Origin of the sequence: Flavobacterium sp. AJR (assembly GCF_002156885.1) — a bacterium.
Classification (GTDB): domain Bacteria; phylum Bacteroidota; class Bacteroidia; order Flavobacteriales; family Flavobacteriaceae; genus Flavobacterium.
In genome coordinates this window covers 15,684-39,169 of record NZ_NCWQ01000008.1, presented here as the reverse complement: position 1 = coordinate 39,169, position 23,486 = coordinate 15,684, and the positions used below count along the sequence as shown (strand labels likewise).

21 protein-coding genes are annotated in these 23,486 nt (G+C 32.4%); 15 read left to right on the top strand and 6 right to left on the bottom strand.

Annotated elements, in window-relative coordinates:
- The first annotated feature begins 108 nt into the window (after window positions 1-108).
- The 5 genes from pfkA to B8T70_RS03375 all read left to right on the top strand — a co-directional run bounded on the left by pfkA (window position 109) and on the right by B8T70_RS03375 (window position 4,106).
- Window positions 109-1,095 (top strand): 6-phosphofructokinase, encoded by a 987-nt coding sequence (gene pfkA, locus B8T70_RS03395; protein WP_039112783.1) that lies wholly within the window; start codon window positions 109-111, stop codon window positions 1,093-1,095.
- 91 nt (window positions 1,096-1,186) lie between these two features.
- Window positions 1,187-2,191, top strand: coding sequence for a type I glyceraldehyde-3-phosphate dehydrogenase (gene gap, locus B8T70_RS03390; RefSeq protein WP_039112782.1), 1,005 nt, complete (start codon window positions 1,187-1,189; stop codon window positions 2,189-2,191).
- Window positions 2,192-2,327: 136 nt separating this feature from the next.
- Complete coding sequence (locus tag B8T70_RS03385) at window positions 2,328-3,179, top strand: N-acetylglucosamine kinase (protein WP_039117402.1); 852 nt, start codon at window positions 2,328-2,330, stop codon at window positions 3,177-3,179.
- A gap of 14 nt (window positions 3,180-3,193) precedes the next feature.
- Window positions 3,194-3,568: a methylglyoxal synthase gene (locus B8T70_RS03380; RefSeq protein WP_039112940.1), complete on the top strand. Its 375-nt coding sequence runs from the start codon at window positions 3,194-3,196 to the stop codon at window positions 3,566-3,568.
- Between the two features lie 163 nt (window positions 3,569-3,731).
- Window positions 3,732-4,106, top strand: a complete 375-nt coding sequence (locus B8T70_RS03375) for a methylglyoxal synthase (protein ID WP_086893928.1) — start codon at window positions 3,732-3,734, stop codon at window positions 4,104-4,106.
- On the opposite strand, the gene B8T70_RS03370 is transcribed toward B8T70_RS03375, so the two are convergent.
- Both B8T70_RS03370 and B8T70_RS03365 read right to left on the bottom strand, forming a co-directional pair.
- Window positions 4,087-4,467: a RidA family protein gene (locus B8T70_RS03370; protein WP_035620489.1), complete on the bottom strand. Its 381-nt coding sequence runs from the start codon at window positions 4,465-4,467 to the stop codon at window positions 4,087-4,089. The two genes, B8T70_RS03375 and B8T70_RS03370, sit on opposite strands and share 20 nt — an antisense overlap.
- 49 nt (window positions 4,468-4,516) lie before the next feature.
- On the bottom strand, window positions 4,517-7,222 hold the full coding sequence (locus B8T70_RS03365; protein ID WP_086893927.1) for a putative LPS assembly protein LptD: 2,706 nt from the start codon (window positions 7,220-7,222) through the stop codon (window positions 4,517-4,519).
- Window positions 7,223-7,304: 82 nt separating this feature from the next.
- Here B8T70_RS03365 and B8T70_RS03360 point away from each other — a divergent pair, with 82 nt between their 5' ends.
- From B8T70_RS03360 to B8T70_RS03330, 7 genes are all read left to right on the top strand, one after another.
- Window positions 7,305-8,459 carry an N-acetylmuramoyl-L-alanine amidase gene (locus B8T70_RS03360; protein WP_039117401.1) on the top strand — a complete coding sequence of 385 codons (1,155 nt, stop codon included), beginning with the start codon at window positions 7,305-7,307 and terminating at the stop codon, window positions 8,457-8,459.
- Between the two features lie 51 nt (window positions 8,460-8,510).
- Entirely contained in the window at window positions 8,511-9,470 is a 960-nt protein-coding gene (locus B8T70_RS03355) for an MlaD family protein (RefSeq protein WP_039112778.1), read from the top strand.
- Between the two features lie 9 nt (window positions 9,471-9,479).
- Window positions 9,480-10,814 carry a (Fe-S)-binding protein gene (locus tag B8T70_RS03350; RefSeq protein WP_086893913.1) on the top strand — a complete coding sequence of 445 codons (1,335 nt, stop codon included), beginning with the start codon at window positions 9,480-9,482 and terminating at the stop codon, window positions 10,812-10,814.
- Between the two features lie 139 nt (window positions 10,815-10,953).
- Window positions 10,954-11,745, top strand: a complete 792-nt coding sequence (locus B8T70_RS03345) for a (Fe-S)-binding protein (protein ID WP_035620482.1) — start codon at window positions 10,954-10,956, stop codon at window positions 11,743-11,745.
- Window positions 11,746-11,862: 117 nt separating this feature from the next.
- Window positions 11,863-12,345, top strand: a complete 483-nt coding sequence (locus tag B8T70_RS03340) for a hypothetical protein (RefSeq protein ID WP_039112776.1) — start codon at window positions 11,863-11,865, stop codon at window positions 12,343-12,345.
- Between the two features lie 495 nt (window positions 12,346-12,840).
- A complete protein-coding gene (gene bshA, locus B8T70_RS03335; RefSeq protein WP_039112774.1) occupies window positions 12,841-13,992 on the top strand; it encodes an N-acetyl-alpha-D-glucosaminyl L-malate synthase BshA in 1,152 nt (383 codons plus the stop codon).
- A 23-nt stretch (window positions 13,993-14,015) separates the two neighbouring features.
- The gene (locus tag B8T70_RS03330) at window positions 14,016-14,441 is read left to right on the top strand and encodes a protease complex subunit PrcB family protein (protein WP_039112773.1); all 426 of its coding nucleotides are present in this window, start codon (window positions 14,016-14,018) and stop codon (window positions 14,439-14,441) included.
- Window positions 14,442-14,490: 49 nt separating this feature from the next.
- Here the strand turns inward: B8T70_RS03330 and B8T70_RS03325 are convergent, their stop codons facing one another.
- Window positions 14,491-14,976 carry a hypothetical protein gene (locus B8T70_RS03325; protein WP_039112772.1) on the bottom strand — a complete coding sequence of 162 codons (486 nt, stop codon included), beginning with the start codon at window positions 14,974-14,976 and terminating at the stop codon, window positions 14,491-14,493.
- 127 nt (window positions 14,977-15,103) lie between these two features.
- Window positions 15,104-15,928: a UDP-2,3-diacylglucosamine diphosphatase gene (locus B8T70_RS03320; protein WP_039112771.1), complete on the bottom strand. Its 825-nt coding sequence runs from the start codon at window positions 15,926-15,928 to the stop codon at window positions 15,104-15,106.
- A 189-nt stretch (window positions 15,929-16,117) separates the two neighbouring features.
- Between B8T70_RS03320 and aroC the strand changes: the two genes are divergently transcribed.
- From aroC to B8T70_RS03305, 3 genes are all read left to right on the top strand, one after another.
- The gene (aroC, locus tag B8T70_RS03315; RefSeq protein ID WP_039112770.1) at window positions 16,118-17,176 is read left to right on the top strand and encodes a chorismate synthase; all 1,059 of its coding nucleotides are present in this window, start codon (window positions 16,118-16,120) and stop codon (window positions 17,174-17,176) included.
- 58 nt (window positions 17,177-17,234) lie between these two features.
- Window positions 17,235-18,527 carry a dicarboxylate/amino acid:cation symporter gene (locus B8T70_RS03310; protein ID WP_039112769.1) on the top strand — a complete coding sequence of 431 codons (1,293 nt, stop codon included), beginning with the start codon at window positions 17,235-17,237 and terminating at the stop codon, window positions 18,525-18,527.
- 164 nt (window positions 18,528-18,691) lie between these two features.
- The gene (locus tag B8T70_RS03305; protein WP_086893912.1) at window positions 18,692-20,911 is read left to right on the top strand and encodes a response regulator; all 2,220 of its coding nucleotides are present in this window, start codon (window positions 18,692-18,694) and stop codon (window positions 20,909-20,911) included.
- Between the two features lie 83 nt (window positions 20,912-20,994).
- Here the strand turns inward: B8T70_RS03305 and B8T70_RS03300 are convergent, their stop codons facing one another.
- Both B8T70_RS03300 and B8T70_RS03295 read right to left on the bottom strand, forming a co-directional pair.
- Window positions 20,995-22,248, bottom strand: a complete 1,254-nt coding sequence (locus B8T70_RS03300) for a DEAD/DEAH box helicase (RefSeq protein WP_039112767.1) — start codon at window positions 22,246-22,248, stop codon at window positions 20,995-20,997.
- Window positions 22,249-22,335: 87 nt separating this feature from the next.
- Complete coding sequence (locus B8T70_RS03295; protein WP_086893911.1) at window positions 22,336-23,397, bottom strand: formimidoylglutamase; 1,062 nt, start codon at window positions 23,395-23,397, stop codon at window positions 22,336-22,338.
- Window positions 23,398-23,486 lie beyond the last annotated feature (89 nt).

The window sequence follows — 23,486 nt, the reverse complement described above, 5'->3', positions numbered from 1 at the left end:
AAACTTATTAACGAAAACGTTTGAATTTAACATATTTTATTAACTTATTATAAATATAGCCCAAATAGTGGTGAATGTTTGCTAATTTTACACTTTAATACTTAAATAATGCCAAAAACAATAAAAAAAGTTGGTGTTCTTACATCAGGAGGAGATTCACCAGGAATGAATGCAGCCATTCGATCAGTAGTTCGAACTTGTGCTTATCATAACATCGAATGTATCGGAATTTATAGAGGATATCAAGGAATGATTGAAGGTGACTTCAAAGAAATGGGACCTCGAAGTGTAAATAATATTGTGAATAAAGGAGGGACGATTTTAAAATCGGCTCGTTCATTAGAATTTAAAACTCCAGAAGGAAGAAAAAAAGCTCATGAGAATCTTGTAAAAGCAGGAATCGACGCTTTGGTTGTAATAGGAGGAGATGGTAGCTTTACCGGAGGCCTATTATTTAACTCTGAATATAATTTCCCAGTAATGGGAATCCCAGGAACTATAGATAATGATATTTTTGGTACGAGTCATACTTTAGGGTACGATACGGCACTAAATACTGTTGTAGATTGTATTGATAAAATACGTGATACTGCGAGTTCTCATAACCGTCTGTTTTTTGTAGAGGTAATGGGTAGAGATGCAGGTCATATTGCTCTAAATGCAGGAATCGGAGCTGGAGCAGAAGAAATTCTTATTCCAGAAGAAGATTTAGGTTTAGATAGATTATTAGAATCACTTCAAAAAAGTAAAGCATCTGGAAAATCATCAAGTATTGTTGTTATTGCCGAAGGAGATAAAATCGGTAAAAACGTATTTGAACTAAAAGATTATGTAGAGGCTAACTTACCTGAATATGATGTTAGAGTTTCTGTTTTAGGACACATGCAACGTGGAGGTTCTCCTTCTTGTTTTGATCGTGTTCTTGCAAGTAGATTAGGTGTAAAAGCGGTAGAATCTTTACTTGAAGGAAAATCAAATTATATGGTTGGTTTACAAAATGACAAAGTTACTTTAACGCCTTTGGAACAAGCAATTAAAGGTAAATCTGAAATAGATAGAGAATTGCTACGCGTTTCTGAGATCATGTCAACATAAAAATATAGAATAAAAAAATTGAAGTTTATTGTGAGGAAATTAGACTTTGAAAATAAGTAGAATAACAAAAAATAAATAAAAATTTAGTAAAATGTCAAAAGTAAAATTAGGAATAAACGGATTTGGAAGAATTGGAAGAATTGTTTTCAGAGAATCTTTCAATAGAGATAATGTAGAGGTTGTAGCAATCAATGATTTATTAGATGTTGATCACTTAGCTTATTTATTAAAATATGATTCAGTACACGGTCGTTTTGACGGAACTGTAGAAGTAAAAGAAGGAAAACTTTTTGTAAACGGAAGAAACATCCGTATCACTGCAGAAAGAAATCCAGCTGACTTAAAATGGAATGAAGTTGATGTTGATGTAGTTGCTGAATGTACTGGTATTTTCACAACTATCGAAACTGCAAATGAGCACATTAAAGGTGGTGCTAAAAAAGTAATTATTTCTGCTCCATCTGCAGATGCTCCAATGTTTGTAATGGGAGTAAATCATGAAACTGCAAAAGCTTCTGATTTAGTAGTTTCTAACGCATCTTGTACTACAAACTGTTTAGCTCCTTTAGCTAAAGTAATTCACGATAATTTCGAAATTGTTGAAGCTTTAATGACAACTGTTCACGCAACAACTTCAACTCAAATGACTGCTGATGGTCCTTCTAGAAAAGACTGGAGAGGTGGACGTGCTGCTAGCATAAACATCATCCCTTCTTCTACTGGAGCTGCTAAAGCTGTTGGAAAAGTAATTCCATCTTTAAATGGAAAATTAACTGGAATGTCTTTCCGTGTTCCTACTGCTGACGTTTCTGTAGTAGATTTAACTGTAAAAGTAGCTAAAGAAACTTCTTATGAAGAAATTATGGCTGTTTTAAAGAAAGCTTCTGAAACTACAATGAAAGGTATTTTAGGATATACTGAAGACTTAGTTGTATCTCAAGATTTTATTTCTGACAAAAGAACTTCTATCATTGATGCTAATGCAGGAATTGGTTTAAATTCAACTTTCTTCAAGATTGTATCTTGGTATGATAATGAGTACGGATACTCTAGCAAATTAATTGATTTATCTGTGCATATCGCAGGTCTTAAATAATTTTATATACATTTCAAAATCCCGTTATTGAATAGATAGCGGGATTTTTATTATTTTGTTTGACTCTCCAATAATGTAAATAATTACACTTAATATTGTAAGATGAAAAACTAAACCGAAAACTAAATAAAATAAAATGAAATTAATAGTTGATAGTGGATCTACTAAAGCAGATTGGATAGCAATTGATGATAATGGCAAGATATTATTCACAACACAAACCTTAGGATTAAATCCTGAAATTCTTAATGGAGATGAAATCGTAACCCGATTAAATGATCGTTTTGATATTTTACAGAATAAAAATACAGCTACACATTTGTTCTTTTATGGAGCAGGTTGTGGTACAGATAGAATGAAAATCGCTCTATCACAAATTTTTCAGGAATATTTCGTTAATGCAATCGTAGATGTTCATGAAGATACGTATGCAGCAGTATATGCTACTACCCCAAGAGGAGAGAAAGCAATTGTTAGTATTTTAGGAACAGGATCTAACTGTAGTTATTTTGATGGTAAAGAATTATTCCAAAAAGTACAATCATTAGGATACATTGCAATGGACGATTGTAGTGGTAATGTTTTTGGAAAAGAATTAATTAGAAAATATTACTTTAATAAAATGCCTCAGGATTTAGCAGTTGAATTTGCAAAAGAATACAACATGGATCCAGATTTTATTAAAAATAAATTATATAAAGAGCCAAATCCAAATGCTTATTTGGCAACTTTTGCAAAGTTCTTAATCAAACATAAAGATTCAGAATTTTGTAGAAAAATCATCTTTAAAGGGATGAAATCATTTGTTAAGAATTACATCAAACAATTTGATAATTGTAAAGAAGTTCCAGTTCATTTTGTGGGTTCTATTGCTTATTATTTGAAAGATGAGTTACAAGAAACTTTTGATAAATATGAATTGCAATTAGGTAATGTTTTGAGACGTCCAATCGATGGACTTATCGCATATCATATTTCTAATAAATAAGATACATGAAAAGTATGGAGATTGCTATTATTGCTCACGATGGAAAGAAAGCAGATATGGTTCAGTTTTTGAATAAAAATAAAACTCTCTTACTTCAGGAAAACATTAAACTTATCGCTACCGGAACTACAGGAAGCAAGGCTATAAACGCTGGCTTTAAAGCTCGAAGAATGCTTTCTGGTCCTATGGGAGGTGATGCTCAAATTGCTGCAAGAGTAGCAGAGGGTAAAACGCAAATGGTTTTCTTTTTTAAAGATCCACTTGCAAGCCATGCCCATGAGGTCGATATTAATATGTTAATCCGTGTTTGCGATGTACATAATGTACCATTGGCAACTAATGAAGCATCTGCACAGTTATTATTAAATGCCATCGCTTTGCAATTATAAATATCAAGATATTAAAAATATATAAAAACCGTTTCAATTATTTGAAACGGTTTTTTTGTTTCTTGTTTTGTGTAATCGATTGGTATTTATTAATTTAGACTTTTAGCTGTCTTTTTTTGCGTAAATTTGATACTAAATTTAGTGTTAATTCATGAAAAAATATATAGTAATTGCGATTATTGCTCATGATAAGAAGAAAGCAGACATGGTTCAGTTTTTAGATAAAAATAGAATCATTTTGCAGGATGAAAGAATGAAGCTTATAGCAACAGGAATATTAGGAAGGAATGTTGAGAATTCAGGCTTTAAAGTAGTTAAAATGCTTCCTGGACCTATGGGAGGTAATGCTCAAATTGCTGCAAAAGTAGCAGAAGGTAAAATTCAGATAGTTCTCTTTTTTAAAGATCCACTAGCAAGCCATGCACATGGTGTAGATATTAATATGCTAGTGCGGGTATGTGATGTACATAATGTGCCGTTGGCTACAAATGAAGCCTCGGCACAATTACTACTTAATGCTATCGTATTGCAATTATAGAAATCTCTACATTTACATTTTTAGGTAAGCAAGCTACTTGAACAGTTTCGCGCGCAGGTGCTGTTTTTTCGTCAAAATAAGCTCCGTATACGCCGTTTATTGCAGCGAAATTATTCATGTCCATAATAAAAATGGTTGCTTTTACTATGTGTTCAAATGTCATATCTGCAGCTTTTAAAATTGCAGCTATGTTTTCCATTACTTGTTTTGTCTCATCAAGAATGTTATCTGTTACTAATTCTCCAGTTTGAGGATTAATAGCAATTTGACCAGAAGCATAAAGAGTATCGTTTTTTAAAACAGCTTGGTTATATGGTCCAATTGGAGCTGGTGCATTTTCGGTAAAAATGATTTTTTTCATGATTATCTCAATTTAAATTAAATGTATTTTTGTTTGTAACAAGATAATATTATCTGTTATTAGTACTTCTTTTGTTCCATTTGATATCACTAAGAACACCCGATTTTATCCCGATAAAGAAATTCCAGTTAGAATTTGTACCTAGTGGAGTCCAGTTAAAATCCATTCTCCAGCTTAATAAATCTCTTTCAAAACGAAGTTGGGTAAAAGTAACTCCTTTTTGTACAAAATCATATCCTGTAGATATACCACCTTTCCATTTAGGGGTAATGTCCATGTTAGCAGAAATCATTATAGAGTTTCCGATGATTTTATTTTCTCTGGCAGTATTCCCATAAGTTAAGGAATAAGCAAGTGTCATATCCCAAGGAAGTTTTGCATTAAAGAATTCAGTTATTGCATTATCATCTTCTTCAGATCCATCAAACTGACTTTTACGTTGATCATTTAAGTCGGTATTTGTTCCAAACAAGTCATCCTCACGACCACCATTTCTTTCACTTTGCTTGTTCTCGTCCTTCTTCTTTTTATCCTTGTCCTTATTTGAGATAGAATAGTTTAAAGTCATATTGGCACTCGTCATTCGGAATAAACTTCCTCCGTTATCAATATTGAATTTATTTATTTGTCTCCCGGAATTGTCAATTGCATATGGGTTTAAAGTTGCTCCAAAATTGACATTCATTTTGTCTTGAAGAAGTTGTGTTCCTCCACTAACTCTAACAGGTTGCCATGCAAATGAGTTTATACCATCGGCATTAAAATTATAACTCGTAGAGAAGTTTAAATTGTTAAGCAGCATTATTTTTTTAGGTTCTGTTTTTGTGCTGTCTCTGTCTGTAACTTTAGCTTCAAAAGTATTACTTAAATCAAATCCTATAATATTAGAATTAGCATTACCCGGAGCACCAAAAATACCTCCCTCAAAGCGGCTATATTCTTTAGTTATAGTACCAGTAGCATCAGTAGCATAAGTATCGTAATATTTCTCGAAACTTGGTGTGTATCCGTAAGAAACAGACGGACGCATTACGTGGCGTATCGATTTTATCTTTTTGTCCTCGCCAAAATTAAAAGTACCGTATATTGTTGTACCAAGACTAGAACTAAAAGAGTAGGTTCTATAGGCATCAAAACCATTTACAACATTTTCTACTACTTTACTTTGGTCAGTATCGTAATGTTTTTCGACAGTTTTTGTTTGCCATACTTCCTGATAATTGGCAGTTGTACTGGCACTAAAATATTTAAATATTTTAAAGTTGGTACTAATAGGAATGCTGTGCTTAGCTCCAATTTTTGCATTATCAAACATTTGAGGTTTGAAAAATAAAGAATCAGTTGTTACAATACTATTTTTTCCACTCAGGTTATATTGAAAGTTAATATTTTTGATAAAACCTTTTTTAACTCCATTTTTACCAACAAATGGATATATCCTGTCTACACTTGCTTCAAGCGTTGGTAACGTCATATTAATAACTTCCGTTTGCGTGTTTTGCGAGTGCGTGGCAGTTATCGATGTACGTATTTGTGGTAACGTATTAAAGTTTTTGCTGTAAGAAACAGATGAACTTAAAGTATTGTTTAAGCTAGACCCGATGTTTGCCTGATTGATAGATTGTTTAAAGTATTTACTACTACCCATATTCACCGAAGCAGAGAAACTTGAATTAGGACTTGCTTTTGTGTCCTTAGAGTGTGACCATTGAATGTTGTAGATGTTTTGTTTAGAGTAATCTGGATATCCTCTTTCACTAGATATCAGGTTTTCAAAACGAATATTAATATTACCTCTATATTTATATCTTTTTGCATATGCCGACTCAAATCGCATGGCATAACTTCCGTTGGTGTAATAATCTCCCAGGACTGTTAAGTCGTAATTATCGCTTAAAGCAAAATAATAACCTCCATTTTGTAATGAGAATCCTCGAGTATTAGAGTCATTATAACTTGGAAGGATTAAACCTGAAACACTTTTTTCGTTTGTCATCGGGAAATAGGCAAATGGTAAGGCGATAGGAGTAGGTACATCGGCAATTACCATATTGGTTAAACCAGTAATTACTTTTTTTCCAGGAATAAATTTAACTTTATTGGTCTGGAAATAGTATTCAGGATTATCTACATCTTTTGCAGTAGTAAATCGAGCCCCTTTTAAGAAATAAACAGAGTCGTTTTCTTTTTTCGTGATACCAGCTTTTATTCTAAATTCACCTTGTTCAGATCTCGAATTCCAAATTAAAGCTTTTTGGGTTTTAAAGTTAAACCGTATAGAATCGGGTTCTACAGCACTTGCGCCTTGTTTGAAATTTGGATATTGAGTATAAACTCCAGCAGAATCTTTTAATCGACCTGCATAAACTTCATTCTTTTCATAATCCAAAACAATGATACCCGATTTTAGTTCGACATCTTGATAATATAATTCAGCTTCATTATATAAGGTGATAAGTTTACGCTTTTGATCAATCTTTGCGTAATCTTTGGCTTTGTATTTTACTTTGCCATCCAAAAAAGCTTTTTTGGGTTTTATACTATCTACCTTTATGGTATCAATAGTTGCAGTTTTGATGCTATCTGGCTGTTTATTAGCGCTTGCAGCTTTCTTTTTTTTGTTTGTTTCTTGAGAATATAGATTACCGCATCCTAGCGTTAGGAAAAATGATAATAAAACGATATTAAATAAGTTTGTATGCAAAGGTTTAAATACTATTTTTGTAAAAATATGGCTTGTTTTTTGACATGTCAAACTTACATATAATTTTTTGTCAAAAATAATCAATTGAAAAAATTATAACAGTTGTGTTTTATTAAAATTAACTTTTAAATTTATGAATATATTTAGCAAAATTAGGGTAATATTTAGTTTATTTCTAACTATAATATCGATTTCTGCTTATAGTCAGTCCAATGTGTTTAAAGTAACACTGGATGCGGGTCACGGAGATCATGACTTTGGAGCGGTTTATAGCGGAAGAATTGAAAAAAATATTGCTTTGGCTATAGTTTTAAAAGTAGGTAAATTACTAGAGTCTTATCCGAATGTTGATGTTATTTATACTCGTAAGACGGATGTTTTTATAGATTTGGTCGAAAGAGCCAATATTGCTAATAGAGCAAATTCTAATATTTTTGTGTCTATACATTGTAATGCAAATAAAAATACTGCTGCATTTGGTACAGAAACCTATGTTATGGGTATGAATAAAATTGCTTCGAATCTTGAAGCGGCAAAAAAAGAGAACTCCGTTATTACCTTAGAGAAAGATTACAAACGTAAATACGAAGGTTTTGATCCTAATTCGCCAGAATCTATGATCGGAATGACGTTAATGCAAGAAGAATATTTAGATTATAGTATTGCATTAGCAAGTAAAATAGAAGAAGGTTTTGATATTCTCGGGAAAAAATTACGTCATGGAGGAGTAAAACAAGCTCCTTTTATGGTACTTCATAAAGCATATATGCCAAGAGTTTTGGTAGAAACAGGTTTTATTTCTAATCCTACAGAAGGAGATATTTTAAATTCTGATGCTGGACAAAATGAATATGCAAAAGCAATTGCTGATGCTATTATCAGTTATAAAAAAGAATATTTTGGTACTGGTTCTGCCGATGTTGTTGATGAAAAACCATCTACTAAGATGATAGAAAATGCAGTTAAAGATTCTACACCTGTAAGAAATGTAAATACTGCACCAGCTCAAAAAAATACAGTAAAACCTAATTTAACAGGTTCTATATATAAGGTACAACTTTTGGCTAGTATAAAAAAGACTCCATTGGCGCCATCTAACTTTAAGGGATTATCTGGAGTTTCTGTAGTATATGAGAATAATGTTTATAAATACACCTACCAGCAAACAGCGGATTATAATCAAGCAAAAAAATATTTGCAAGAAGCAAAAGATAAGGGGTTTGACTCTGCTTTTTTGATTGCATTTAAAAATGGAGAAAAAATTAGTATCCAAGACTCGCTTAAATAATAATTACAAGTTCAATATTTTTATATTAAATTTGTACAAACACTTACAATTTTGAAACTAACAAGAGAAATTAAAACGGCTATTTTAGTCATCGCATCAATTTTATTATTTATTTGGGGGTACAGCTTTCTAAAAGGCAAAGACCTCTTTACAAACTACAAAACATTTTATGTTGAATATGACAATGTAGAAGGTTTAGCTACATCTGCACCTGTTACTCTTAACGGTTTAGCAATTGGAAAAATCAACGGTATAAAAATTAACGAAGCTACAGGAAAATTATTAGTGGAATTACAGTTGAAAACTGATTTTCCAATCTCTAAATCTAGTACTGCATCTATATATGAGCCTGGATTTATTGGAGGAAAACAAATTTCAATCATTCCAAACTTTAATGATAAAGAGCCAGCAGAAGACGGGCAAATGTTAAAAGGAACTACTAAACTTGGTTTAACAGCAGGTTTAGCAGATAAATTAGCTCCAGTTCAGGATAAAGTAGAGAAGATGTTAGTTAATATAGATAAACTAGTTTCTGGATTAAACAATATTCTTGATCAAAAAGGGCAAGAAGATTTAAAAAAGACTTTGGCAGAATTAAGCGAAACTATGGCTCAATTTCATAAAGCTTCAGCTAGTGTAAATTCAATCTTAGATAATAACAAAAACCAAATTCACGGTATTGTAACTGACTTTAATAAAGTTTCTGGGAATTTTTCTAAAATATCAGATTCATTAAATAAAGCAGATCTAGGAAAAACGGTTAGAAATTTAAACCAAACATTGGCTAAAGTTGATGGTATAATGAATGGATTAAATTCAGGTAAAGGTACAATGGGTAAATTACTAAAAGACGAAGCGCTTTATAATAACCTACAAGCAACATCTAAAGAACTAGAGTTGTTGTTACAAGATGTACGTTTGTCGCCAACACGTTATGTAAATGTTTCTCTTTTTGGTAAGAAAAACAAACCATACGTAGCACCAGTAAACGATTCGATTTCTAAAAAATAAGCTTAAGATATGAGTTATTTAGATAATATTTTATTTGCCATTCTTCTTATAATTGGTTTTGGTTTTTTTGCGTCTAGCGTAAAAAAAATCATCCGAAACATAAAGCTTGGAGTAGATGTAGACCGTAAAGACAATCCAAAAGCACGTTGGACAAACATGGCTATGATTGCCCTTGGTCAGTCTAAAATGGTAAAAAGACCAATAGCAGGAGTATTGCATATTGTTGTTTATGTAGGTTTTATAATTATAAATATTGAATTACTCGAAATCATTATTGATGGTTTATTTGGTACGCACAGAGTATTTGCGCCATATTTAGGACCAGTATATGATGTACTGATAGCTTCTTTTGAAATATTAGCATTATTAGTTCTGGTTGCAGTATCGGTTTTCTGGATAAGAAGAAATATTGTTCGATTAAAGCGTTTTATTAATCCAGATTTAAACGGGTTTCCTAAAAATGATGCAAATTACATCTTGTATTTTGAGGTCGTTTTGATGGTATTGTTTTTATTGATGAATGCTTCTGATTTTCATTTGCAAAATGTTCCTGGAGGAGTTTTTCATAAAGCAGGAAGTTTTCCTGTGAGTCAGTTTGTAGCACCAATGTTTAACGGATTGTCAAACGAATTGGTTGTATTGTTGTTTGAAGTATTTTGGTGGTTGCATATTATAGGTATCTTAATTTTTATGAACTACTTGTACTTCTCTAAACATTTACACATTTTATTAGCTTTCCCAAATACGTATTTTGCTAATTTGAAACCAGAAGGACAATTTGATAATTTAGAATCGGTTACAAAAGAGGTTAAATTAATGATGGATCCTAACGCTGATCCATTTGCAGCGGCACCTCCGGCAGATGAAAATGCTGCACCAGCTAAATTTGGAGCAAGTGATGTTCAGGATTTAAACTGGGTTCAGTTATTAAATGCTTATACGTGTACAGAATGTGGTCGTTGTACTTCATCTTGTCCTGCAAATCAAACAGGAAAAAAATTGTCTCCTCGTAAAATTATGATGGATACAAGAGATAGATTAGAAGAAGTAGGAAAAAATATAGATGCTAATAAAGGAGTTTTTGTTCCAGATAATAAGTCTTTATTAAATGATTATATCACTCCGGAAGAATTATGGGCTTGTACATCTTGTAATGCATGTGTAGAAGAGTGTCCTGTAAATATTAGTCCGTTATCTATTATTATGGATATGCGTCGTTACTTGGTTATGGAGCAAAGCGCTGCACCAATGCCTTTAAATGCAATGATGACGAATATTGAAAATAATGGAGCACCATGGCAGTACAATCAGCAAGATAGATTGAACTGGAAAAACGAAAATTAAAAAAGTTTAATTGGTTAATCGGTAATTCGTTTAATTAATAGAATAAAATAATTTTTCGGTTTTTAGTGAAAGTTTGAAGGTAGATTTGTTTTATAACAATTACCCACTTAACGATTAACCGATTAAACAAAAAAAGAACATGTCAGAAAGTTTAGTTGTGCCAACAATGGCAGAAATGCTAGCCCAAGGAAAACAACCAGAAGTTTTATTCTGGGTAGGTTGTGCAGGAAGTTTTGATGATAGAGCAAAAAAAATCACAAAAGCGTTTGTGCGAATATTAAATCGTGCAGATGTTTCTTTTGCGGTTCTTGGTACAGAAGAAAGTTGTACTGGAGATCCTGCAAAACGTGCTGGAAATGAGTTTTTGTTTCAGATGCAAGCTATGATGAATATCGAAGTTCTGAATGCATATGAAGCAAAAAAAATAGTTACCGCTTGTCCGCATTGTTTCAATACAATAAAAAATGAGTATCCTGAACTTGGTGGAAAATATGAAGTTGTACACCATACAGAATTCTTAAAATCATTGCTGGATGATGGTAGATTAACCATTGAAGGCGGACAGTTTAAAGGAAAACGTATTACGTTTCATGATCCATGTTATTTAGGACGAGCTAATAAAATATACGAAGCACCAAGAGAATTAATTGAGAAACTTGATATTGAGTTGGTCGAAATGAAACGCTCTAAAGCAAACGGATTATGTTGTGGAGCTGGTGGAGCGCAAATGTTTAAAGATGCTGAGCCAGGAAACAAAGAAGTAAACGTATTACGTACTGAAGATGCTCTGGAAGTAAAACCAGATATTATTGCTGCTGCTTGTCCGTTTTGTAATACAATGCTAACGGATGGTATCAAAAATAAAGAAAAAGAAGCTGAAACTAAAGTAATGGACATTGCCGAGTTAATCGCTAATGCACAGGATTTGTAGTTTAGGAAAGGTTCAAAGTTTAAAAAAAAGGTTCAAAGTTGCATAGGTTCTGAGGTTCTAAGGTTTTGAACTTTAAACATGAAACTTTAAACTGTTTAAAATCTAAAATAAAAAAAAATGTATATTCCTTTTGAAAATTTACCCGGAGAATCAAAGATTTGGATTTATCAATCCAATAGAAAGTTCTCGGACGAAGAATTTTCTGAAATCGAAACTGCTTTACAAGGTTTCCTTGAATCTTGGGCAGCACACGGAACTAGTTTAGAATCATCATACTTGCTTAAATACAACCGATTTATAATTATTGCTGTAGATCAGGATGTGCAAGCTGCAACAGGATGTTCTATCGATTCATCGGTAGAGTTTATCCAAAGTCTTGAGAAAAAATACAATGTAGACTTGCTGGATAAGATGAATGTTACTTTTAAATTAGGAGAACATATTGCTCACAAGCCATTGATTGATTTTAAGAAAATGGTGAAGGATAAAGCAGTTACTGAAAACACTATCGTTTTTAATAATTTGGTAAACAATATTGAAGAATTTAATGAATCTTGGGAAGTTCCAGCAGCAGATAGCTGGCATAGTAGATTCTTTTAAATCTTTATTATAGATAAATTACAAAAGGCATAAAATTTAGATTTTATGCCTTTTTTTTTGCTCTATTGCATTTTGATTATAGCTCACGGTTTCAACCATGTGATACGGATTGTGATAATACATTGTGCTCCAACGGTTGAAACCGTTGGCAATGTTTGTAATGTGTTATTTGTTTTGCAATAGTTTATCGCGCTATTAGCTTGGTTTATATCGTCTGGAGACCTTTGTCAAAGTTTTAAAACTTTGACAAAGGTTGTTGAGTGATATTGTCTTATGAAAACTAATCTTCTAATTTAGCCCCGATGGGAATGATATCCTTTTTTAGTCTTTTTTTTGACTAAAAAAGATATAGTGGACAGCGGGACAGATGGTTCTTTTAGGAATGAAAACTACTGCTTCTGAAAATTTTAAACTCTAATGATTGAATATTATTAACATTCTAAAATTTCAATTCAACACTAATTTTAAGTACTTTCGTAAGACTAAAATTAATACATGAAAATAGCAATAGTTTGTTATCCTACTTTTGGTGGGAGCGGGGTTGTAGCAACAGAGCTCGGTCTTGAATTAGCAAGACGTGGTCACGAAATTCACTTTATAACTTATAGTCAGCCTGTTCGGTTGGCACTTTTGAATCCTAACGTACATTATCACGAAGTAAATGTTCCTGAATATCCTTTGTTTCATTACCAACCGTATGAGTTGGCTTTGTCAAGCAAATTGGTAGACATGGTGAAGTTATATAAGATTGAGTTGCTTCATGTACATTATGCAATTCCTCATGCGTATGCAGGCTATATGGCCAAGCAAATGCTTAAAAATGAAGGAATTCATATCCCGATGATTACAACGCTTCACGGAACGGATATTACCTTGGTTGGGAATCATCCGTTTTATAAACCTGCAGTAACTTTTAGTATTAACAAATCAGATTATGTGACTTCGGTTTCTCAGAGTTTGAAAGATGATACATTAAAATTATTCAATATTAAGAATAAGATAAAGGTGATTCCTAATTTTATCGAACTGGATAAGGTTAAAAAAGATCCTGACGCTCCTTGTCATCGTTATGTTATGGCAAAGGAAAACGAACGTATTATTACACACATTAGTAATTTTAGAAAAGTAAAAAGAATCCCGGATATTATCAAGATTTTTTATAATATCCAAAAAGAGATTCCTGCAAAATTAATGATGGTAGGTGATGGGCCTGAAAAGGAGAAAGCCGAGATTTTATGCCAGGAATTAGGGATTTATGATAAAGTAATCTTTTTTGGGAATAGTAACGAAATAGATAAAATCTTGTGTTTTACGGATTTATTTTTATTACCGTCTGAAACAGAGAGTTTTGGTTTGGCAGCGCTTGAAGCAATGTCTTGTAGTGTTCCTGTAATTTCTAGTAACTCGGGTGGTTTGCCTGAGGTAAACTTTGATGGTTATTCGGGGTATTTAAGCGATGTAGGTAATGTTGAAGAAATGGCTGTGAACGCTCTTAAGATTCTTAAGGATGATGCGACTTTAAATGTGTTTAAAGCGAATGCTCTGGAGGTTGCAAAGAAATTTGATATTAAGAATATTTTGCCAAAGTATGAAGCATTATATCAAAAAGCGATTAATGATTATAAAGATCACAAAGGAGTACAGTAAAATATTAATTTAAAAAGTTAACAATGAAAAAAATACTAGTCTTATTTGTTTCGGTTCTTGTAATTTCTTGTGGGGCAACAAAATCTGGAGATAAAAATACTGCTTTGTATGAAGTTTTGACTCAGCAAAGTGATGGTGGTGGAAATATTCATTTTTTTGAAATATTGAGCGAACCTAATGAAATCAAGATGTTGACCAGCGATGAGAGCTTAAAAGGAAAAATAAAAGAAGACGATATAAAAAAGGCAAATTATATTGTCCTGAATATGGGAGAGAAAAATACTGGAGGTTATTCTATAGGAGTTGAAAAAGTAGAAGAAACAGATAAAAATATTATTATAACTGTTAAAGAAACTGCTCCTGCGCCTGATAGTATGGTAATGCAAGTTATTACTTATCCTTATGCGGTGGTAAAAATAAATTCGAAAAAAGAAATTATCATTAAATAAAAAAAAATCCTGTCATACTTAATGACAGGATTTTTTATAAATACATTTATTAAAATTGAAATTTGATTCCTAATCCGATATCAAATCCAAAATTATCATCATCGTAATATCCAGAACCAATTTCTGGTCTTGCATCTAGTGAAAGTAAAATTGGCACTTCTTTAAATCCGTACTCGATACCTATATCTCCAGCTGCAAATACGAAAGTTCCACTGTCACTATAGCCATGGTAATCATGATCCCAGCTGCCAATACCACCACCGACACCTGCGTACCAGTTAAAACCTTGGTCTATGTTCCATACCCATTGGTATAGCCCTACTAATTTAAAAGCATCTACATCGTTGCTATTTCTCCAACCTAAATCGGCTTCAATTCTATTATTTTTAGATAATGCCCTCTGGTAAGAAATCTCTCCTCCAAATCCGTGGTTATCCCCTAAACGCAATCCAAGCGCATTTTTAGAAATGTCTTGTGCTTGTGCTGTAAATGCTAATCCTAGCAACATGATAGCTGACAAAATTATTTTTTTCATAAGTAAGTATTTATTCAGACAAAGTTATTGTATAAACAAAATGTTAAAATTATAGAAATTATATTAAATGTTTCATAATTCACATTTTTGCTTTGCTGAATCATACTTGATGCAAATCAGGATGAAATTATTTAGGGATAAAGCGTGAGGTCATTAATTGGCTACTTAAACTATCTTCCATTTCGAAAAGGTTTTCTTCTTCAGAGAAATTCATTTGAGAATAATGAAATAATTTCCATCGCTTTTTATGGTATTCTAATGCGGTTAAGTTTTCTATCCAATCTCCAGAATTTAGATAAAGTGTTGATCCGTTTTTGTTTTCTTTTCTTTCAATTTTTGGTTCATGAATGTGTCCACAAATTACGTAATCGTATTTTTTTTCGATGGCTAAATCTGTTGCAGTTGTTTCAAAATCGGATATATGTTTAACAGCTTTTTTTACGCTGGCTTTAATTTTTTTAGAAAAAGAATAAGGTTCTCTGTCAATCTTAGATAAGCACCAGTTTATGAATCGATTGGTTAAAATTAGGTAATCATAACCTATTCCGCCTAGTTTTGCAATCCATTTAGAGTGTTGTACAGAGGCATCAAATACGTCTCCGTGAAAAATCCAGGCTTTTTTATCATCTAATTCTAAGATTAATTTATCGACTAAGGCAAAACTTCCCATAGTCATTTCGCTGAATTTTCTTAGGATTTCATCGTGATTACCTGTTACATAATACACTTTAGTTCCTTTGGAAGCAAAGCCGATAATTTTCTGAATTACCTTTAAATGGGATTTTGGAAAGTAAGATCTCCTAAATTGCCATGCATCAATTATGTCGCCATTTAATACTAAAATTTTTGGTTTAATGCTTGATAGGTAGTTGCTTAGTTCTTTGGCATGGCTTCCGTAAGTTCCTAAATGAACATCTGATATTACTACAACTTCAACATTTCTTTTTTTCAATTGGTTTTGATTTGGTGTTTAACAAATTTAAAGAATCTGCTGCCGATTTGTTTTTAATAAATAGTTATCAATTGTTCTTCAATTTTAAGAAATCGTGATGATAATGCAAATTAACCTTTAGATAATAATACCAATTTAAAATTTTTTAATTTAATTCATAAAACTTACATTTGCTCAAAACTAATTACAATGGCGGGAAATAGCTACGGAACACTATTTAAAATTACAACATTTGGAGAATCGCATGGGGAAGCTTTAGGCGGAATTATTGATGGTTGTCCATCAGGAATAACATTAGATCTAGAAGCAATACAGTTTGAGATGTCAAGAAGAAAACCTGGGCAATCTGCAATAGTAACCCAACGGAAGGAGCCAGATGATGTACAATTTTTATCTGGAGTTTTTGAAGGAAAAACCACTGGTACTCCAATTGGTTTTATTATTCCGAATACAAATCAAAAATCAGACGATTATTCTCATATAAAAGATAATTACAGACCTAGTCATGCTGACTATGTTTATGATAAAAAATACGGTTTTCGTGATTACCGTGGGGGAGGTCGTAGCTCTGCCCGCGAAACTGCCAGTAGAGTTGTTGCTGGAGCGATTGCGAAACAAATGTTACCTACTATTAAAATCAATGCCTACGTTTCGTCTGTAGGACCAATTCATTTAAATACTCCTTATCAGGAATTAGATTTTTCTAAAACAGAAAGTAATCCTGTGCGTTGTCCGGATGAAGCTGCTGCAGCGACTATGGAAGAATATATTAGAGATATAAGAAAACAAGGTGATACTGTAGGTGGGGTTGTGTCTTGCGTGATTCAAAACGTGCCTGTAGGTTTAGGTGAGCCTGTTTTTGATAAATTACATGCCGAATTAGGAAAAGCAATGCTTTCTATCAATGCTGTAAAAGGTTTTGAATATGGAAGTGGTTTTTCGGGTTCTGAAATGAAAGGAAGCGAGCATAACGATTTATATAATCCTGACGGAACTACTAAGACAAATCTTTCGGGAGGGATCCAGGGTGGAATTAGTAACGGAATGGATATCTATTTTAGAGTTGCCTTTAAACCTGTTGCAACAATTATGCAAACACAGGATTCATTAGATAACAAAGGAAATATTACTCCTATGACTGGTAAAGGACGCCATGATCCATGTGTTGTTCCTCGTGCTGTACCAATTGTAGAAGCTATGGCTGCAATAGTTCTTGCAGATTTCCATTTGATAAATAAAACATATTAGAGAGATACGTAAGACAGGCGAGCGTCTTATATTTAATTAATAATACAAAAAACACTTGATGAACAATAATACAGAAATCAAAAAAACATCTTTTTTCAGAGGCTTAACTGGGCAAATTCTTATTGCAATGTTTCTTGGTGCAACACTGGGGATTATATTGCATAATTATATTTCGCATGATGCGGCAGTAGAGTTTAGTAATAAGATAAAGATGTTAGCTACTATCTTTATTCGTTTGGTTCAAATGATTATTTCACCTTTAGTATTTACCACTTTGGTAGTTGGTATTGCTAAATTGGGAGATATAAAAACAGTAGGTAGAATTGGAGGAAAAGCATTGGCTTGGTTTTTTACAGCCTCTTTTATATCATTATTGATTGGTTTGTTCTATATAAATATTTTGCAACCAGGAGTGGGTTTAAAATTAGACCACGTAGATATGTCGGCTGCAACTGAGGTAACAGGGAAAACGCAATCGTTGTCGTTTGAGAATTTTATTGCACATATTGTACCTAAGAGTATTTTTGAAGCAATGGCTACAAATGAGATTTTACAAATTGTAATATTCTCAATTTTCTTCGGATTAGCAGCAGCTTCATTAGGAACTACTGTAAAACCAGTTATTAATGCGCTGGATAAAATGTCGCACATTGTTCTTAAAATGGTAAACTATGTAATGAACTTCGCTCCAATTGGGGTTTTCGGAGCCATTGCAGGTGTATTTGCTGTAAGAGATGCTGAAGAATTATTAATCACATATTTTAAATTTTTCGGTTCGTTTTTAATAGGGATTAGTACTTTATGGGTTGTTTTAATTGTTGTAGGTTATATTTTCCTTAAAGGAAGAATGACTGAATTGTTAAGACGTATTATGGGACCTGTTGCTATTGCTTTTGGAACAACAAGTAGTGAGGCTGTGTTTCCTAAATTAACAGAAGAGCTGGAAGAATTTGGTGTAAAAGATAAAATTGTATCATTTATGTTGCCATTAGGTTATTCTTTTAATCTGGATGGTAGTATGATGTACATGACTTTTGCAAGTATTTTTATAGCACAGTTCTATGGTGTACATTTAGATATAGGAACTCAAATGGTAATGCTTTTGGTTTTAATGTTAACTAGTAAAGGTATTGCAGGTGTGCCAAGAGCCAGTTTGGTTGTTGTTGCTGCAACCTGTGGTATGTTTGACATTCCTATTGAGGGTATTGCTATAATCTTGCCAATTGACCATTTTTGTGATATGTTCCGTAGTGCTACAAACGTATTAGGTAATGCACTTGCTACATCGGTAGTAGGAAAATGGGAAGCTGACAAAGAGATTAATTTTGATGCAGTAGATTCTAATAGTTAAGAGAGAAATTCTTAATAGTGAGATAGTTTAAAAAGAGTACTATTTGTAAGAGTAGCTTGTATTCTTTTTTATTCAAAATATATTATAAGGAGTTGTATTTTATTTATAAAATACAACTCCTTTTTTGTTTTTAAATGTATATTTGATGAAACTATAGTTAATTTATGTTTAATATTCGGATTATTTTATCGCTATTTTTGATGATTTGCGTTGTGAAGCCTGTAATTGCTAAGACAGAGTTGCCAACAGAACAAGATATCACAAGAACAGCTGATAAGGCACTAAAATATCTAAAAGAATCTGATTTTGAAAAATCATTAATTGTTTCCAGAATAGTTTTACAACAAGCATTAATAGCTAAAAATAATAACCTAATAGCTGTTTCATATAATATCATTGCTGCAAATTATAACGAGTTTTCGGAATTTGACAAAGCAATATTCTACTATAAAAAGGCATTATCCTTTGCCAATAAAACTACCAATAACATCTTAAAAAACAGAATAAACAATAACTTAGGTAATATGTATTGTTTTGAAAAAAAGCAATATGAAAAAGGAATAGAGTATTATAAAAAATCCCTTGATTACAGTAAGAAAGAGAAAGATAGCTCGCTTGTTTATTTGATTAACTTAAATATTACCTGGGCGTATTTTGATATTGGTGAGTTTTCATTGGCCTTGCCTTATTTTAAATATATAAATGAACATCATAGCAATCATCTTAACGAATCTACAATTGTAGCGTTTAATTTGCTTAACGGAATGTATTATTCTCATATCGAAGATAAAGCTAAAGCTGCAGCATATTTTATTCGGGCAATTAAAGAGGGGCAAGCAGGAATGGAAAAATCTGATTTATTGTATTCTTATCTTGAATATTCTAAGTTTTTGAATAAAATTGGGGATCATAAACAAGCTTATCAAAATATTATTAAGCACAATGCGGTTAAAGAAAACCTTTATAATGAGCGTAAATTAAAAAGTGCTGAAAAGGCTGGTTTTAATCTAGAATTGGATGAGTATAAAAGACAAATTGGTAAAATTGAAATTGAAAAAGGTGTTCAGTATCAGGATTTAAGGAAGTCCAGGATTATCGTTTTGTTATTTGTTTTAACCTCTTGTATTTTTCTTATTCTGATAGTTACATTATATAAAAATGTTGTTTTTAAAAAGAGAACTAATGCACAGTTATTGTTTACAAATGAGGAATTAATAAAAGCTAAGGAACAGGCTGAAGAGGCTTCGGTTCTTAAAACTCAATTTATATCTACAATAAGTCACGAATTACGAACGCCACTGTATGGTGTTGTAGGGATAACTAATATGCTGCTGGAGGAACATAAGGAATTAGCCAGAAGCCCACATTTAAGTTCTTTAAAATTCTCGGCTAGATATTTATTGTCTCTGGTTAACGATATTTTGCAAATTAATAAAATTGAAGAAAATAAAGTTGTTCTGGAAAGTTTGACTTTTAATATATCTGATGAGATTAATATGATTAAGAACTCATTGTCTTTTTTATCACAAAAAAACAATAATCATATTACTGTAATTATCGATTCGGATATTCCTGAGTATTTAATTGGTGATAAATTAAGGCTTGCTCAGATATTAATGAATTTGGTAAGTAATGCTTTAAAATTTACTAAAAAAGGAGAAGTATTTATTATTGCAAATCTAGTTAAAGTTGCAGGAAAGGCACATTTTATAGAGTTTCAGGTAAAAGATACCGGAATGGGAATTGCCGTTGTTGATCAGGATAAGATTTTTGAGAAATTTGTTCAGGTTGGTCGTAATGAACAAGATTATCAAGGAACTGGTTTAGGGTTGACTATTGTAAAACGATTATTAGGATTGTTTGGTAGTTCAATCTCGTTAGAAAGTAATGTTGGGGAAGGAACTACATTTACATTTACTATAGCTTTTGAATATGATCCAGAGAAAACAAAAAGTATAATTAATGAAATTCAGGTTGATCTAACCTCTAATCAAGTGTTCAGAGTTTTGGTTGTTGAGGATAATCGAATAAACCAGCTTGTGACTAAAAAGATTATCGAAAAAAATAATTATAGCTGTACTGTTGTTGATGATGGGTTTGCAGCTTTGGAGATATTAGATACGGAATCTTTTGACGTTGTTTTAATGGATATTAATATGCCAATGATGAATGGATTTGAAACAACTAGAAAAATACGCTTAAAAGGCATAAAAACGCCTATTGTGGCATTAACTGCTTTTGATAAAGATGAGATTACCGATGAAGCTATTTCTGCAGGGATAAATGATATTATAATAAAGCCTTTTGAATCTGTAAAATTATTCAAAATTATAAATTGCCTTATTGTAGAAACAGAAAACGTTGGCTATAGTACCAACGTTTGAATCTGATTGATTTTAAACACGAATTTCGCTAATTACTGATAATTATGAGTTCGGGTTTAACTCTGTATGTTTACGCGATAAGATTAATACCAACGTTTTTTGTTTTGCTTAGATGCGTCTGATTTTCTTGATTTGTGCGCTCCGCCACTTCGGTTTGAATTTTTAGGCTTTGCTGCCGCTGCCGCTTCAGGGCTTCCTGCATGCCATTGGTACGGATGATCACTTATCGTTTTTACATCAACTTTTATTAGTTTTTGTATATCTTTCCAATATCCATGTTCGTCTTTACTACAAAAAGAAATTGCAATTCCTCCGTTTCCAGCACGTCCCGTTCTACCGATTCGGTGTACATACGTTTCTGGAATATTTGGTAAATCAAAATTAATAACAAATGGCAATTGATCAATATCAATACCACGTGCAGCAATATCTGTAGCTACAAGAACTCCAACTTCTTTGTTCTTAAAGGCATCAAGAACACGTTGTCTTGCGTTTTGAGATTTATCACCGTGAATTGCTTCGGCAGCGATATTGTTTTTTCTAAGTGCTTTTACAACATTATCAGCTCCATGTTTTGTTCTTGAGAAAACCAAAACATTTGATAAGTCTTCATTTTTTATCAAATGATATAAAAGGTTTCTTTTTTCTGTTTTTTCAACAAAATAAACACGTTGTTCTACATTTTCGGCTGTAGATGATACAGGCGAAACTTCGACTTTTGCTGGGTCTTGCAAGAACATTTCAGCTAGTTCACGAATTGCAATTGGCATTGTAGCCGAGAACAATAAGGTTTGTCTGTTTTTTGGAGTAAGTTTTACAATCTTTTTTACATCGTTTATAAAACCCATATCCAGCATTTGATCTGCTTCATCTAATACTAAAACATGTAAATGATCTAAATCTATAAATCCTTGTTTTTGTAAGTCAAGTAATCTTCCTGGTGTTGCCACAAGAATATCTACACCTTTTTTAAGGGTATCTACTTGCGGATTTTGTGATACTCCACCAAATATTGTAAGTTGAGTTAAGTTGGTATATTTTGCATAAGTTTCAAAACTTTGCCCAATTTGTACCGCTAATTCTCTTGTAGGTGTAACTATAAGTGCACGGATTACTTTGGCTTTTTTAGATGAACCTACAATTCTGTGTAATTGATGTATGATAGGAATAGCAAATGCTCCAGTTTTTCCAGTACCTGTTTGGGCACACCCAATTAAATCTCTTCCAGCTAGTACAATCGGAATAGATTGTTCTTGGATAGGAGTAGGGTTTGTATAGCCTTCTTCAAATACGGCTTTTTGTATACTTTTAGAAAGTGATAAGTCTTCGAATAACATATTTTCGGTATTAAGAATTTAGTTTTAAGTACTAAAATTCTGTGCAAAGATAGGTTTATTCGCTTAATCGTTTATTTGAATATGCGTTTATTTAGTTATTGAGCTTTTTATTTCGATTTTTTCAAAGTTAGATTTTATAAAATCGGTAACTAAATAGCCTATCAATTTTCCAATTAAATGATTGTTTTTTTCTTCGCCTAAATCTGGAGCACCTTCGCAAATATGCAAATAAGCAGCATTTTTATGTTGTCCAAAATAAGATACAAACTGGCGTAGTTCTTCAATCGAAAATCCACTTAAGGTCATAGCGCTACTTGCAATATTTGGAATAGCATCCAAATCGATTTCGATTCCGAAGATATCTGTTTTAACAAAATCTAAAGCAAATTGCATTTCGGCATTAAAATCTTTTTCTTTTCTAATTTTTACGCTGTCGTACGTATTGTAACGCACTCTGTCTTCAATTTTTTTAATAATATCGAGTACACTTTTGGAGGTGTAATTTTCGTGTAATCCAAATATGAAGTATTTTTTTAAGAAACCTTCTTCGTAAGCGTATGAAAAACCATTTCCGCTATGTCTTCCTTCCAGAATTCTGAAATCTGAATGCGCATCAAAGTTTACTGCATTTATAGGTTTTCCATGAGCAAGTGCTGTTCCTTTTATATTTCCGTAAGCATTATTATGACCTCCGCCTATGATAATTGGGATTTTTCCTGCTTTGATAACGTTAAATATAATATGCGAAACTTCTTTGTCTACACGCTCTACCAACTGGCTAAGTTTTGATCGGTCGTCGATGTCGTTAAAGTCAAGATGTTCTACTTCTTTCATCTCTTGTTTTACATCAATTTGACCTAAAACTACAATGTGATTTCCTTTGCAAAAACGGTTGTGTTGGATGTTTGCAATACTCTTTATGGCACTATCCCAAGCAGACGCAGCCCCAGGTCTTCCGTAGTTGGCACGTATTCCAATGTCTTCTGGAATTCCTAAAAGGACATACTTAGCTTCACAATTTTTAAGAAAATCAATTGTGTCAGCACCTTTGGGAACTATTATCATTTTTTCGCCAAATTTTATTTCGCCACTTCTGTGATTTGTAACTTTAGCTAAGTCGTTAATAGTAAAAGGGATTAGTTTTTCCATAAAAAAAATATATTTTCCAAAAATAATATATTTGTAGCAACTTACGTTATTAGCTTATATTAATTATTAAATTTGTTTACAAAAATTAT

What these genes read in the sequence shown, in the direction of transcription:
- pfkA (WP_039112783.1), top strand. Translation starts at nt 109, where the DNA reads ATGCCAAAAACAATAAAAAAAGTTGGTGTTCTTACATCAGGAGGAGAT.
- gap (WP_039112782.1), top strand. Translation starts at nt 1,187, where the DNA reads ATGTCAAAAGTAAAATTAGGAATAAACGGATTTGGAAGAATTGGAAGA.
- B8T70_RS03385 (WP_039117402.1), top strand. Translation starts at nt 2,328, where the DNA reads ATGAAATTAATAGTTGATAGTGGATCTACTAAAGCAGATTGGATAGCA.
- B8T70_RS03380 (WP_039112940.1), top strand. Translation starts at nt 3,194, where the DNA reads ATGGAGATTGCTATTATTGCTCACGATGGAAAGAAAGCAGATATGGTT.
- B8T70_RS03370 (WP_035620489.1), bottom strand. Translation starts at nt 4,467, where the DNA reads ATGAAAAAAATCATTTTTACCGAAAATGCACCAGCTCCAATTGGACCA.
- B8T70_RS03360 (WP_039117401.1), top strand. Translation starts at nt 7,305, where the DNA reads ATGAATATATTTAGCAAAATTAGGGTAATATTTAGTTTATTTCTAACT.
- B8T70_RS03350 (WP_086893913.1), top strand. Translation starts at nt 9,480, where the DNA reads ATGAGTTATTTAGATAATATTTTATTTGCCATTCTTCTTATAATTGGT.
- B8T70_RS03345 (WP_035620482.1), top strand. Translation starts at nt 10,954, where the DNA reads ATGTCAGAAAGTTTAGTTGTGCCAACAATGGCAGAAATGCTAGCCCAA.
- B8T70_RS03340 (WP_039112776.1), top strand. Translation starts at nt 11,863, where the DNA reads ATGTATATTCCTTTTGAAAATTTACCCGGAGAATCAAAGATTTGGATT.
- bshA (WP_039112774.1), top strand. Translation starts at nt 12,841, where the DNA reads ATGAAAATAGCAATAGTTTGTTATCCTACTTTTGGTGGGAGCGGGGTT.
- B8T70_RS03330 (WP_039112773.1), top strand. Translation starts at nt 14,016, where the DNA reads ATGAAAAAAATACTAGTCTTATTTGTTTCGGTTCTTGTAATTTCTTGT.
- B8T70_RS03325 (WP_039112772.1), bottom strand. Translation starts at nt 14,976, where the DNA reads ATGAAAAAAATAATTTTGTCAGCTATCATGTTGCTAGGATTAGCATTT.
- aroC (WP_039112770.1), top strand. Translation starts at nt 16,118, where the DNA reads ATGGCGGGAAATAGCTACGGAACACTATTTAAAATTACAACATTTGGA.
- B8T70_RS03310 (WP_039112769.1), top strand. Translation starts at nt 17,235, where the DNA reads ATGAACAATAATACAGAAATCAAAAAAACATCTTTTTTCAGAGGCTTA.
- B8T70_RS03305 (WP_086893912.1), top strand. Translation starts at nt 18,692, where the DNA reads ATGTTTAATATTCGGATTATTTTATCGCTATTTTTGATGATTTGCGTT.
- B8T70_RS03300 (WP_039112767.1), bottom strand. Translation starts at nt 22,248, where the DNA reads ATGTTATTCGAAGACTTATCACTTTCTAAAAGTATACAAAAAGCCGTA.
- B8T70_RS03295 (WP_086893911.1), bottom strand. Translation starts at nt 23,397, where the DNA reads ATGGAAAAACTAATCCCTTTTACTATTAACGACTTAGCTAAAGTTACA.